Raw genomic sequence first — 12,930 nt, 5'->3', positions numbered from 1 at the left:
TCGGTCCGCACGCCGGCGGCCGACCTACGCTGGAGGTAGGGAGCCGTGTGGGTCCCGCCACACGGCGGCCCACGAAGGAGCGGTGAAGATCATGACCGCGAACCAGCTTCCGGTCGAACCCCACGCTGACGTGCCCGACCCGACGGTCGACCGCGTCGTCCCCGAGGTCGATCTCCGCGGCAGAGCCCTCCGCCGGCTCAAGAAGAAGGCCGACTTCCGCGTCCACCTGCTCATCTACCTGCTCGTGAACGGCATGTTCGTCCTGATCTGGGCCATGACGGGAGCGGGCTTCTTCTGGCCCGCCTGGGTGATCGCCGGCTGGGGCATCGGCCTCGTGGCGAACGCCGTGGATGCCTACGCCGTCGACGCTCCCTCCGAGGAGCAGATCGAGAGCGAGATGGACCGGCTGCGGCGTCGGTGACCCGACGTCATGGCTGCTGGGAGACGTCCTGCCGTGCCGGAGGTGTTGTCTGCACGCCGTCCGAGGGGGTGGCCGGGCCGGTCGGCTCGGCGCGGCCCGCGAGCGCGATGCACCCGCCCAGGGTCACGGCGAACGCCACGCCCGCCGCCGGCGCATGCCCCGACACGACGTGGTCGCCGAGCGCCACCAGGCCGATGACTGCGGGGACTACCGTCTCGGTCGCGAAGGTCAGGGCCGCCACGGTCGTCACGCGGCCGCGGCTCAGGGCGAGCCCGTAGGCCACCGTCGCCAGCGCGGCGTGCACGACGAGTGCCCAGGCGGTGCCGTCCGTGGCGAGCGCCCACACGGGAGAGGGGACCTCGAGCAGTCGGGCCGCGACCCCGACCCCGCCGAACCCGAGCCCCGCGGCGATGCTGAGCACGACGGCCCCGCGGCCCCTGTCCCGGTCGACGGCGCCGATCACGAGCAGGGCCCCGACGAGCGCGGCCGCCGCGAGCAACCACCACGGCGCGGACGGCCCGGGGCGCACGGCCGGGCCCTCCGCGGCCGTCAGGGCGAGGCCGGTGAGTCCGGCCCCGATGGCGACCAGCGCGACGACCTCGGTCGCCCCGAGGCGGACGTGGAGCACGAGCACGGACAGCACGGCGGTGACGGCGACCGAGGCCGCGACCGCGGACTCGACGAGGAAGAGGGGCAGCGTGCGCAAGGCGGCCACGGACGCGAGGAAGCCGAGTCCGTCGAGGGCGAGGCCGGCGGCATACGGCCACCCGGCCCGCACGCGTGCGAACAGCCGGGTGCCGACAGGCAGGGCGCCGGCGCGGCGTACGCCCACGGCCTGGAGCACGGTGGCGGCGCCGTAGGCGAGCGCCGCGAGGAGGGCGCCGAGAAGTCCGGGCGTCACGCGGACATCGTGGCAACCGCGGCTGGGAGGGGGCTGCGGGTCAGAGGATCCGCTGGCACTTGCTCATGAAACGATCGGGATCGACCACCGCACGGTGGATCTCGCCCTTGGCGATCTCCTCGCCCTCGGAGTCCTTGACGGTGACGTGGCACACGAGGCGACGTCCGTCGTTGATCGGCTCGGCGCACAGGACGGTGATCTCGGCGCCGACGGCGCTGCCCCTGACGTGCTCGAGCTTCACCGTCGTGCCGACGGTCGTGTGGTCGGCGTCGATGGTCTGCTTGCAGACCTGGAACGCGGCGTTCTCGCACCACGTGATGAGGCGGGGTGTCGCGAGGACGTCGAGGTCACCGCTGCCGACCCGAGCGGATGTGTCGTCGGCGGTGACCGTGTGCTGGAACTTGCGCATGGGCATTGGACGAGTCTGGCAGAGAACCGGACGTTCGCCGATTCGTCTCGGCTGGTGGTGGGGGCCCCGCAGCGTGTCTGCACCGCGAACCTGAGTCGTTGCTGGGAATCTGGGCCGTGACCACCCACCTGTGGGTCATCAGCGTGGCGCTCGGCGTGACGGCGCTCATCAACTGGCGATCCGTCCTGCGCGGCGACCACTTCGTCGAGCGGCTGACCAAGCCGCTCGTCGTGCTGCTCCTCATGGGGCTCGCCTGGTCGCTCCACTGGGAGGGGCGCGTACCGGGCTCCCCGCCGCTGCTGCCGGTGGTCGTGGCCCTCGCGTTCTGCCTGGTCGGGGACGTCGCGCTGGTGCGGGCGACCGAGACCCGCTTCCTCGTCGGGCTCGCCGCCTTCCTCGCCGCACACGTCGCGTACATCTGGGCGATCCTCGAGACGCCGGGGGTCGAGGGCTTCGCGTGGCCGCTGCTGGTGGCCGTGCCGGCCCTCGTGCTGCTGCACGCGAAGGTCGGGCGCGACATCGTGCGCCACGCGGGTGCGCAGCGCGTCCCGGTCTTCGTCTACCAGCTCGTGCTGAGTGCGCTCGTGCTCGTCGCGGCGTGGAAGGGGGACTGGCTGCTGCTGCTCGGATGTGCGGTCTTCGTGGTCTCGGACGCGGTGCTCGGCCACGACCGCTTCGTCCACGAGCGGCGCTGGGCCCCGCTGACGGTCATCGTGACCTACCACGTCGCACAAGCCCTCATCGTCGTCGCCCTCTTCCGCTGACGGTCGAGTGAGGGCGGGACCCACCGCTCGTGCGACTGAGTCGGGACAGGGGAGGGCGCGCCCGATCGGGTCCGGACCGGGCCCTGCGCTAACCTTGGGCGCATGGCTGGACTGCTGCTCCTTCCGCAGCCGCGTTGACCAAGGTCGGGACTCCCGACATCAACGCGGCTTCCCCTCCTGTGCGAGGGGTTTTTCTTTGCCCAGACGAGCAGCGACGAGAGAGACGACATGAGCGAGCAGACGAACGACACCCCGTTCCGCTACACCGCGGCGATGGCGCAGCAGATCGAGACCTCCTGGCAGGACCGGTGGGAGGAGGACGGCACGTTCAACGCCCCCAACCCGGCCGGGCCGTGGGCCGAGCCCGAGAAGGTGGCCGCTCGCGGTGAGAAGCTCATCGTCCTCGACATGTTCCCGTACCCCTCCGGCGTCGGCCTGCACGTCGGCCACCCGCTCGGCTACATCGCGACCGACGTCTACAGCCGCTTCCACCGGATGCTCGGCAAGAACGTCCTGCACGCCCTGGGCTACGACGCCTTCGGCCTGCCCGCGGAGCAGTTCGCCGTCCAGACCGGGCAGCACCCTCGGAAGACCACCGAGGAGAACATGACGAACATGAAGCGCCAGCTGCGCCGCCTCGGGCTGGGCTTCGACAACCGCCGCACGTTCGCGACGATCGACGACGACTACTACCGCTGGACGCAGTGGATCTTCCTGCAGATCTGGGACGCGTGGTACGACACCGAGGCCGTGCGCGAGGACGGTGGCCGCGGCAAGGCGCGCCCGATCAGCGAGCTCGTCGAGGAGTTCGAGTCCGGCCGCCGAGCCGTCCTCGACGCCGACGGCCGGGGGTGGGCCGACCTGTCCGCCACCGAGCGCGCCACGGTCATCGAGGGCCACCGCCTGGCCTACACGTCCGAGGCGCCGGTCAACTGGTGCCCGGGCCTCGGCACCGTGCTCTCCAACGAGGAGGTCACCAACGAGGGCCGTTCGGAGCGCGGCAACTTCCCGGTCTTCCGTCGCAACCTCAGCCAGTGGAAGATGCGCATCACGGCGTATGCCGACCGCCTGGCCGACGACCTCGACGGCGTCGACTGGCCCGAGAAGGTCAAGCTCATGCAGCGCAACTGGATCGGCCGGTCCAAGGGCGCGCGGGTCACCTTCCCCGTCATCACCGGCACGGGCGAACAGGACGGCATCGACGTCTTCACCACGCGCCCCGACACCATCTTCGGCGCGACGTTCATGGTCATCGCGCCCGAGCACCCGCTCGTGGATTCACTGGTGCCGCAAGGCAACTGGCCCGACGGGACCAAGGACGCCTGGAAGGGGTCGGACGCCGACGCGAGCGCGACCCCGAAGGAGTCCGTGGCGGCATACCAGCTCGCGGCGTCACGCAAGGGTGATGTCGAGCGACAGACCGAGGGCAAGGACAAGACCGGCGTCTTCACCGGCTCGTGGGCGACGAATCCCCTGACGGGAGAGCGGATCCCGGTCTTCGTCGCCGACTACGTGCTGATGGGATACGGCACCGGCGCCATCATGGCGGTCCCCGGTCAGGACACGCGCGACTGGGAGTTCGCCGAGAAGTTCGACATCCCGATCGTCCGCACCGTCCAGCCGGCCGAGGGCCACCCGGACGACGAGCCGTTCCTCGGCGACGGCGTCGCGATCAACAGTGCCAACGAGCGCATCTCGCTCGACGGGCTGCACGTCGCCGAGGCGAAGGCGCGCATCATCGAGTTCCTCGAGGACGAGGGGCTCGGCGAGGGGACCATCAGCTACCGCATCCGCGACTGGCTCTTCAGCCGCCAGCGCTACTGGGGCGAGCCGTTCCCCATCATGTTCGACGAGGACGGGGTGGCGTATGCCGTCCCCGACGACGAGCTGCCGCTGACCCTCCCCGACGTGCCGGACTACAGCCCCAAGACGTTCGACCCGGACGACGCCCAGAGCAGCCCCGAGCCGCCGCTGTCGCGCGTGCCTGAGTGGGTCGAGGTCGAGAAGGACCTCGGCGACGGCCGCGGACTGCGGAAGTTCCGCCGCGAGACGAACACGATGCCCAACTGGGCCGGCTCGTGCTGGTACTACCTGCGCTACCTCGACCCGGCGAACCACGACGCCTTCGTGGACCCGGCCAACGAGGCCTACTGGCTGGGCCGTCACGACACCCCGGTCGCGGGCGCCCCCGCCGGCACGCGCGACCCGGGCGGCGTCGACCTCTACGTCGGCGGCGTCGAGCACGCGGTCCTGCACCTGCTCTACGCCCGCTTCTGGCACAAGGTCCTCTTCGACCTCGGCCACGTCACGAGCGAGGAGCCGTTCCGGAAGTACTTCTCGCAGGGCTACATCCAGGCCTACGCCTACACCGACAGCCGCGGTCAGTACGTCACCGCGTCCGAGGTGGAGGAGCACCCCGGCGGTCATGGCGAGGAGCCGACGTTCACGTGGCAGGGGCAGCCCGTCAACCGTGAGTACGGCAAGATCGGCAAGTCGCTGAAGAACTCCGTCAGCCCCGACGAGATGTACGACGCCTACGGCGCCGACACCTTCCGCGTCTACGAGATGTCGATGGGGCCGCTCGAACTGTCCAAGCCGTGGGAGATCCGCGCGGTCGTCGGCAGCCAGCGCTTCCTGCAACGCCTGTGGCGCAACGTGATCGACGAGGCGACCGGTGAGGTGCGCGTCGTCGACGCGGCCCTCGACCAGGCGCTGACGACGCAGCTGCACCAGACGATCGCCGGGGTCCGCGAGGACTTCGAGGGGCTGCGCTTCAACACCGCGATCGCCAAGCTCATCGAGCTCAACAACGCCGTGACGAAGCTGCACGCACCCCCGCGCGAGGTCGTCGAGGCGATGGTGCTCATGCTGGCGCCCGTGGCCCCGCACATCGCCGAGGAGATGTGGCAGCGGCTCGGTCACGACGACGGGGTGGCGTATGCCGCGTTCCCCGTGAGCGACCCCGCGAAGATCGTGCAGGAGCAGGTCACCTGCGTCATCCAGATCAAGGGCAAGGTCCGCGACCGGGTCGAGGTGAGCCCTGACATCTCCGAGGACGACCTGCGCGAGCTCGCGCTCGGCCGTGACAAGGTCAGGGCGGCGACCGAGGGCGGTGTCCGGACGGTCATCGTCCGGGCGCCGAAGCTCGTCAACGTCGTCCCGGTGTAGTCCCTCAGACGGCCGGCGACGGAAGGAGCGCGACGTGAGCACACGGGTCGTCACCGACTCGACGTCCTACCTGCCGACAGAGGTCGTCGAGCGGCACGGCATCGAGGTCGTCCCGCTCCACGTCGTCGTCGGCGGGCGGGACTTCGTCGAGGGGCGGGACATCTCGGCGGCGCAGGTCGCAGCTGCGCTGCGCGAGTACACCATCGTCACCACGTCGCGGCCCACGCCGCAGGTCTTCGCCGAGACGTACCAGCGTCTGGCCGCCGAGGGCGCGACGTCCATCGTCTCGGTCCACCTGTCGTCCCAGATGTCTGGCACGGTGGAGGCGGCCCGGCTCGCAGCTGCTGAAGCCCCGGTGCCGGTTGAGGTCATCGACAGCGAGACCATCGGTATGGCAATGGGATTCGCGGTGGTGGCTGCGGCCGAGGCAGCCGCCAACGGCGCCGAGGTGCCCGAGGTCCTGGAGGCCGTGCACTCGCGGCTCGGCCCCTCCGGAGTCCTGTTCTACGTCGACACCCTCGAGCACCTGCGCCGAGGCGGACGCATCGGCGCCGCCTCGGCGCTGCTCGGGTCGGCCCTCGCGATCAAGCCGATCCTCGCCGTCCGCGGCGGTCGCATCGTGCCGGTCGAGAAGGTCCGCACGTCGTCGCGGGCGGTCGCGCGCATCGAGGCGATGGTCCTCGACCAGGTCGCGAAGGGAGGCCACGTCGTCGACATCGCGGTCCACCACCTCGACGCACCGGCCCGCGCGGAGCAGATCGCGGGCGAGCTGCACACCCTGGTCCCCGGATCGCCCGAGGTCCTCGTCGTCGAGCTCGGGGCCGTGGTGGGCGCGCACGTGGGTCCCGGCACCGTCGCCATCGCCGTGTCACCGCGTCCCGGCGAGCCGTTGCCCGAGTCGCTGTCACCGGGCGAGGTCACCGGGTCGTGAACGTCGGTACCGCGCTCGCCTGGGCAGGAGGGGTGCTCGCAGCCTTCCTCGTCGGCTCGCTCAACCCGGCGACGATGATCGCCCGGCTGCTCGGCAAGGACCTCGCGTCGTCGGGGTCGGGCAACCCGGGAGCGACCAATGCCGGCCGGGTTCTCGGCCGCAAGTGGGGCGTCGTCGTCGGCGTGCTCGACGTCCTCAAGGGACTCGTCCCGACGCTGGTCGCGGGTCAGCTCTTCGGCGCGCACGCGGCATACGCGGTCGGCATCGCGGCCGTGCTCGGACACATCTGGTCGCCCTTCCTCAAGGGGCGCGGCGGCAAAGGGGTCGCCACGACTCTCGGGGTGATCCTCGGGGTGCACCCGTGGTTCGCCCTCGTCGTCGTCGTGGTCTTCGCCGTCGCGGTGCTGCTCACGCGCTGGGTCGCTGCCGGCTCCATCTTCGGGGCGTTGGCAATGCTCGTCGTCGCGGTCCTCATCTGGACGGGACACGCACCAGGCGACGTGTGGACCGGCTTGTGGCTCACGGCGATCGGGCTGCTCGTGCTCGCCCGGCACCGGAAGAACGTTGTCGGCTGGTGGCGCCAGCGACGCCTGCCGTGAGCCGGGCCCTCGTCCGCGACCGTGCGGACGGCCCGGGGTCCAACCGTGGTTCACCCGGCTGAGCTCAGGGCGGCGAGAGCCCTGCGTGTGGACTCTGCGCGGGGCTCTCCGAGCTCCTCGCGGATCGCGAGGCACAGGGTGAAGCACTCGACCGCCTCGTCGGTGCGAGCCGTGTCGACGAGGAACCGGCCGACGTGGTGCAACGTGTAGTGCTCGAGGACCCGGTCCCCCGAGGCGCGGGCGAGGGCGAGCGCCTCGCGGAAGTGCTCCTCGGCCTCGGCCTCCTCGTCGGCGTAGTGCTCGGCCGTCGCGAGCACGAGCAGGGCCCAGCGGAGGGTCTCGTCGCGGCCGGTCTCCCGGGCGACCCGCGCGGCCGGACCGGCCAGCGTCATCGCCTCGTGCTCCCTCCCGGCGATCGTCAGGGCTTCGGCGAGGTCGACGGCGGCGTCGAGCACGGCGCTGCCTGCGGCATCGCCAGGCGCGGCTTCGACAGCGGACGTCAGGTCTGCCCTCGCGGCGGTCACGGCCGCGTCGTTCTCCTCCGGGTTTCGGGTCAGCCGTCCGAAGTGCCTCTGCCCGACGACGAACCTCGACTCGCTCATGGCTGCACGCTACCGATGGACGAGCCGGTCCCGGGTGGTCGAGAGGGCAGCCCAGAACCGGTGCGGCTCTGATGTCCGGGGGTGGCCGCGCGCATCACCCTCCTGGACGTCCGCCCGCTGCCGCTCCAGCGGCGCCGCCGCCCCGTCCACCGAACCCACCGCCACCGAGGCCGCGTAGGCCGTTCGACTGGTTGGACGGCAGCGCTGCGTTGACGTCGGCGAGCACGACACGGTCGCCGACTGCGAGACCGGTCATCACCTGGGCGAAGCCACTTCCGACGGCGCCGATGGTCACCGCACGTGTCGTGGTCCCGCTGCCGGTGAGGACCTGCGCCTGACCCGTGCCGGACTGCACGCCGGCAAGCGCCGAGACCGGCACACGAACCGCGTCTGGAGCCTGTCCCACCGTGATGGCGACGGATGCAACGGACCCGCTGGCCATCGATCGCGGCGGCGCCGGGACGACGATCGTGGCGGGGTACGTCGGAGTCGTGGCCGTCGACGAGGACGGGAGCAGGCTGACGCTGGAGACCGTGCCGGGGACGGCGGTCACGTCACCGGCAGGGGTGACCTCGGTGGCCAGGCCGGCGTGCACGAGACCCATGTCGGCCAGGGGGACGTTCACCGTCACGTCAGCGGCCCCGGCCCCGACGATGACGATGCCGGTCGAGGTGCTCGCCGTCTGTCCGACGGTGAGGTCGATCCTGCCGACCGTGCCGGCGATGGGTGCCTTGAGGGTCGCGCCCTCGAGGTCGCTCTGGGCCTGGGTCACCGCGTCCTGGTCCTGCAGGATGGCGACTTCGTCGGCGGCGACGCGGGTGGCGGAGCTGCTGCCGCCTCCGGCCGGGCTCCCGGTACCGCCGGTGCTGCGCGTGGCGCTCGTCGCGACGCCGGCGGACGAGCCTGCAGAGGAGGTTGCGCCGCCACTCGAGCCTGCGGACGAGGCTGCGGACGAGGCTGCGGACGAGGCTGCGGACGAGCCCGAGGGATGCGCCGACGAGCTCGACCCGGAGGACGTCACCGTGGCCAGCTGCATGATCACGGTCAACTCGTGGGCGATCTGCGTGGCGAGGCCGGTCAGTGCCGTTTCTGCTGCGTGCTGGGTCCTCGAGGCCGACGCCATCGCGGTGGCGCAGGTGCGCAGCTGGTCGGCGCTCGGTGTCGTGCTGCCGTGGCCGGGAGCCGGGCTCGTGGGCGAGCCGGTCGGGTTCGGCGTGTCCGTCGGGGTGCCAGTGGGCGGCACGGTCGGGGTGCCGGTCGGCGGCACGGTCGGGGTGCCGGTGGGCGGCACGGTCGCGGTGCCGGTGGGCGGCACGGTCGCGGTGCCGGAGGGGACACCGGTGGTGGGGGTTGCTGTCCCGGTGGCTGCGGGCCCGGGCGTCGCCTGCGGGGTGAAGGCGGCGGGGTTGACGCGTGGCGACGACGAGAGGCCCGTCGGGCCCGTCGAGGGACGGTGGTGGCTCGTGCCGGACGACGATGGTGTGCCGAGCACGGGTGCGCACGCCTGCTCCTCGGCCAGCAGGGCCTGCTGCGCCTCGGCGACGGCGCGCTGCATGGCGCTGGTGCTCAGCTTCGGGAGGCTGGACCCACCGGCGGCATGTCCTCCAGCGGTCGGGGCCGACCCGCCCGAGTGACCCGTGCTGGCCGAACCGCCGCCCGTCGAAGCCCCGCCGGTCGAACCCGTGCCGCCGGTGCCGCCCGTCGCTCCGGCGCTGCCGCCTGCGGCCGCGCGGAGTCCCGAGCTGGTCCGGCTGCCGGAGCCGGCACCACCTTGCGAGGCCGAGCCCGAGCTCGACGCGCTGGCCCCAGTGCCCCCGCTGCCAGCACTGGTGGCACTGGTGGCGCTGCTTGTCGACGCCGTCTCGTCGGCGATCAGCGAGGCCTGGTCCTGGGCGAGCGCCGCCCGGGCTGCCAGGAGGCTGGCATGGAGCGCCGTGGGGTCGATGGTGGCGAGCGGCTGCCCGGCCGACACGTGGTCGCCCACCTTGACGCTGATGCCCGTCACGGTGCCGCTGGTCGGGAAGGCCGCGGTGACCTGGTCGACGCGCTGGGCGGTGCCGGTCAGGGTCAGGACCTGGCTGACCGGGCCCCGGCTCACGGCCGCGGTGCGGTAGTCGGCCGATGCGGCCGTGCCGGTGCTCGCCGAGGCGGTGTAGACGCCACCGGCCGCGATCAGCACGGCGAGGAGGCTGCCGCCCGCGACGAGCGGCCCGCGGCCGATGCGAGAACGGTCAGGCATTGCCGGCCCCTGCGGTGCTCGAGGCGCCGCCGGTGCCACCCCCACCGCCGTTGCCAGCACCGCCACCCGCCCCGCGGCCACCGCCGGGACCACGGCCGCCGAAGCCGCTCGCGCAGGCGCCGTTGGTGGCAGCGCTGACGGTGATGGTCCTCGCCGTCATCGCGCCCGTGTCGTCGGTGCGGCCCTGGGCCGTGACACACACGCCCACCTTGACGGCCGAGGCGCTCGTCGCCGTGAGGCGGGTGAAGACCGTCGACGAGGTGTACGTGACCGAGACCGGAGCCGTGGCGGTTGCCCCGGGCTGGACGACCGGCGTGACGGTGAACTGCCCGAAGCGCACGGCCGAGACCGTGCCGACGGCACCGAAGCCGCGGCCACCGGCACCGGTGCCAGCGCTCGGCCTGGGGACCGCCGTGCCGGTGGGCGCGCCCGACGGCCGGGGGCCCGTGCGGCCGGCGAACCCGCCGAACGCGCAGGTGCCCCCCTGCTTGGGAAGCAGCTCGACGGAGGCGGCGGCCACGGAGGTCGACGATCCGCTGCTGCCCTGCGCGCCGCGGCCGCCGCGAGCGGGTCGCACCATGACGCATTCGCCCACCGTGACGGCAGAGGCGGACACGACGACCTGGTCGGTGAACCGGGTCGTGCGCGTCCACGCGACGGCGGTCTGCTGGTTGGCGCCCTGCACCTGTGCCGTCGAGCCCGTGACGGCCGCGACGAGACCCGAGACGCCGGGGGTGCGACCGGTGCCCGTCGAGCCTCCGGTTGCCGCCGTCTGCCCCGAACCGGTCGATGGCGCGGACTGTGCCGAACTGCTGCATCCGGCCAGTCCCAGGGCGGCGGCGGCGGCGATGACGATCACGATGCGCTTCATGCTGGGGTCACTCACTTCTCAGGGCGTCGATGGGGGCGAGACGGGCAGCGCGGTTCGCAGGGTAGACCCCCGCGACAATGCCGATGACGAGGGAGACGACGAGCGCACCGAGCGCCGCCGTGGTGGACAGTGCGACCGGCTGGCCGAGGAACTGGGGGAGCGTGAGGGCGCCGACGGTGCCGAGGCCCACGCCGAGGACCCCTCCGACGAGCCCGAGCAGGCTTGCCTCCGTGAGGAACTGGCGCAGGATGACGCGCGGGGTGGCCCCCAGAGCCTTGCGCAGGCCGATCTCACGGATCCGCTCCGTGACCGACACGAGCATGATGTTCATGACGCCGATCCCACCGACGAGCAGGGAGATCGCCGCGATGCCGCCGAGCAGCACCGTGAGGGTGCGCGCCGTGCTGGTCGCGGTCTGAACGAGCGAGGCCTGGCTGTTGACCTGGAAGTCGGCGGTCGCCGGCGTCACCCCGTGCGCGGTCAGCATCGCGTTCGATGTCTCCTGGTAGGCGGCAGAGAGGTCTTGTTGGCTCGCGGCCTGGAGGTAGATCGAGGAGACCGAGGTGCCGCCCGACGAGAAGTCGTTCGCGAACGTCGTCGCCGGGATGACGACCTGGTCGTCCTGGTCCCCGCCGACCGTCGACCCGGCCGTGTTGAGCTCACCCACGACGGTCAGCTGCACGCCACCGATCGAGAGGAACTGCCCGACGGGAGAGCGGCCGCCGAAGAGCTGCTGGGCGGTCGTCGAGCCGATGACCGCCACCGGGACGACGCCGCTGAGCTCGGCCTGGGTGAAGAACCGACCGGAGTCGGTCGAGCGCGCCCGCACGACAGGCCACTGCGGGGTCGTGCCGACGATGCTCGTCGTCCAGTTCTGGCCGTTGGCCACGACGCTCTGTGACGAGGTCGAGACGGGGGCGACTGCGGCGACGTCGGGAACCACTCGGGTGTCGGAGAGCACCGCCGCGTCGGCCGTGGTGAGGGTCGTCGCCGAACCACGACCACCACGGATGCCGCCCACCTGCGTCGAGCTGCCAGGGGTGACGATGAGCAGGTTGGACCCGAGTGCGTCGATCTGGCTGGCCACCTGAGCCTGGGCGCCCTGCCCGAGCCCGACGGTCAACATGACCGCGGCGATACCGATGAGGATCCCGAGCATCGTCAGCGCCGAGCGCATCCGCCGCGTGCGGATGGCGTCGTATGCCGTGTGCAGCGTCTCGGTCCAGGTCACGACGCCACCCCTGCCGTCACCGCGTGGTCGTCGACGACCTGCCCGTCGAGGATGTGGATGGTGCGTGCAGCCTGGCCGGCCACGTCAGGCTCGTGCGTGATGATCACGACGGTGCGGCCCTGCTCGTGCAGCTCCCGGAAGAGACTGAGCACGTCGGCCGTCGACACGGAGTCGAGGTTGCCGGTGGGCTCGTCGGCCAGGATGAGACTCGGGTTGGTCACCAGGGCCCGCGCCACCGACACCCGCTGCTGCTGGCCGCCGCTCAGCTCGCCGGGACGGTGGTCCACCCGGTCGGCGAGCCCGACCCGTCCGAGGGCCTCGACGGCCCGCGCGCGGCGCTCGGCCCGCGGCACACCGGCATACACGAGCGGCAGCTCGACGTTGCGCCACGCCGACATCGCCGGCAGCAGGTTGAACTGCTGGAAGACGAAGCCGATACGGCGGTTGCGGATGTCGGCCAGCTCGCGCTCCTGCATACCGCTGACGTCCTCTCCCGCGAGGCGGTAGCGGCCGCTCGTGGGCACGTCGAGACAGCCGAGGATGTGCATCAGGGTCGACTTGCCGGAGCCGGACGGGCCCATGACCGCGACGTAGTCGCCCTCGGCGACGGAGAGGGTGACCCCACGCAGCGCGTCGACGCTGAGGGAGCCGCTGCGGTAGGTCTTGCCGACGTCGACGAGGTCGAGGATCGGCGTCGGCCGGCCGCCGGTGTCGAGGGTCTCGTCGGACCCGTCCGCCTCGTCGGCCTCGTCGGCCTCGTCGGTGTCGACGTACATCGGGAGCTCGCTCACGGG

The 12,930-nt window shown here is 72.1% G+C and carries 12 protein-coding genes; 5 read left to right on the top strand and 7 right to left on the bottom strand.

Features of this window, described 5'->3' with window-relative positions; all coding sequences use genetic code 11:
- Positions 1 to 91: 91 nt before the first annotated feature.
- Complete coding sequence (locus tag AC1DIW_RS14030) at positions 92 to 421, top strand: 2TM domain-containing protein (protein WP_442280396.1); 330 nt, start codon at positions 92 to 94, stop codon at positions 419 to 421.
- Between the two features lie 7 nt (positions 422 to 428).
- On the opposite strand, the gene AC1DIW_RS14025 is transcribed toward AC1DIW_RS14030, so the two are convergent.
- Both AC1DIW_RS14025 and AC1DIW_RS14020 read right to left on the bottom strand, forming a co-directional pair.
- Entirely contained in the window at positions 429 to 1,322 is an 894-nt protein-coding gene (locus tag AC1DIW_RS14025) for a hypothetical protein (protein ID WP_478108925.1), read from the bottom strand.
- Positions 1,323 to 1,362: 40 nt separating this feature from the next.
- The gene (locus AC1DIW_RS14020) at positions 1,363 to 1,737 is read right to left on the bottom strand and encodes a thioesterase family protein (RefSeq protein ID WP_442280297.1); all 375 of its coding nucleotides are present in this window, start codon (positions 1,735 to 1,737) and stop codon (positions 1,363 to 1,365) included.
- 110 nt (positions 1,738 to 1,847) lie between these two features.
- Between AC1DIW_RS14020 and AC1DIW_RS14015 the strand changes: the two genes are divergently transcribed.
- The 4 genes from AC1DIW_RS14015 to plsY all read left to right on the top strand — a co-directional run bounded on the left by AC1DIW_RS14015 (position 1,848) and on the right by plsY (position 7,193).
- On the top strand, positions 1,848 to 2,495 hold the full coding sequence (locus AC1DIW_RS14015; RefSeq protein WP_478108924.1) for a lysoplasmalogenase: 648 nt from the start codon (positions 1,848 to 1,850) through the stop codon (positions 2,493 to 2,495).
- Positions 2,496 to 2,723: 228 nt separating this feature from the next.
- On the top strand, positions 2,724 to 5,663 hold the full coding sequence (gene leuS, locus AC1DIW_RS14010; RefSeq protein ID WP_478108922.1) for a leucine--tRNA ligase: 2,940 nt from the start codon (positions 2,724 to 2,726) through the stop codon (positions 5,661 to 5,663).
- A 34-nt stretch (positions 5,664 to 5,697) separates the two neighbouring features.
- On the top strand, positions 5,698 to 6,594 hold the full coding sequence (locus AC1DIW_RS14005; RefSeq protein WP_478108920.1) for a DegV family protein: 897 nt from the start codon (positions 5,698 to 5,700) through the stop codon (positions 6,592 to 6,594).
- Positions 6,591 to 7,193, top strand: a complete 603-nt coding sequence (plsY, locus tag AC1DIW_RS14000) for a glycerol-3-phosphate 1-O-acyltransferase PlsY (RefSeq protein ID WP_478108919.1) — start codon at positions 6,591 to 6,593, stop codon at positions 7,191 to 7,193. Before AC1DIW_RS14005 ends, plsY begins: the two co-directional genes overlap by 4 nt.
- A gap of 50 nt (positions 7,194 to 7,243) precedes the next feature.
- On the opposite strand, the gene AC1DIW_RS13995 is transcribed toward plsY, so the two are convergent.
- From AC1DIW_RS13995 to AC1DIW_RS13975, 5 genes are all read right to left on the bottom strand, one after another.
- Positions 7,244 to 7,795, bottom strand: a complete 552-nt coding sequence (locus tag AC1DIW_RS13995; protein WP_478108917.1) for a hypothetical protein — start codon at positions 7,793 to 7,795, stop codon at positions 7,244 to 7,246.
- A gap of 94 nt (positions 7,796 to 7,889) precedes the next feature.
- Positions 7,890 to 10,034, bottom strand: coding sequence for an efflux RND transporter periplasmic adaptor subunit (locus tag AC1DIW_RS13990; protein ID WP_478108915.1), 2,145 nt, complete (start codon positions 10,032 to 10,034; stop codon positions 7,890 to 7,892).
- Positions 10,027 to 10,905 (bottom strand): hypothetical protein, encoded by an 879-nt coding sequence (locus AC1DIW_RS13985; RefSeq protein WP_478108914.1) that lies wholly within the window; start codon positions 10,903 to 10,905, stop codon positions 10,027 to 10,029. The genes AC1DIW_RS13990 and AC1DIW_RS13985 overlap by 8 nt, the downstream gene beginning before the upstream one ends.
- A gap of 7 nt (positions 10,906 to 10,912) precedes the next feature.
- The gene (locus tag AC1DIW_RS13980) at positions 10,913 to 12,136 is read right to left on the bottom strand and encodes an ABC transporter permease (RefSeq protein WP_478108912.1); all 1,224 of its coding nucleotides are present in this window, start codon (positions 12,134 to 12,136) and stop codon (positions 10,913 to 10,915) included.
- Positions 12,133 to 12,927, bottom strand: coding sequence for an ABC transporter ATP-binding protein (locus AC1DIW_RS13975; RefSeq protein WP_478108910.1), 795 nt, complete (start codon positions 12,925 to 12,927; stop codon positions 12,133 to 12,135). Before AC1DIW_RS13975 ends, AC1DIW_RS13980 begins: the two co-directional genes overlap by 4 nt.
- Positions 12,928 to 12,930: the final 3 nt, after the last annotated feature.

This window comes from Terrabacter sp. 01T434 (assembly GCF_056398545.1).
Note: the sequence above shows the minus strand (reverse complement) of the source record. Positions and strands in the feature narration are given on the sequence as shown.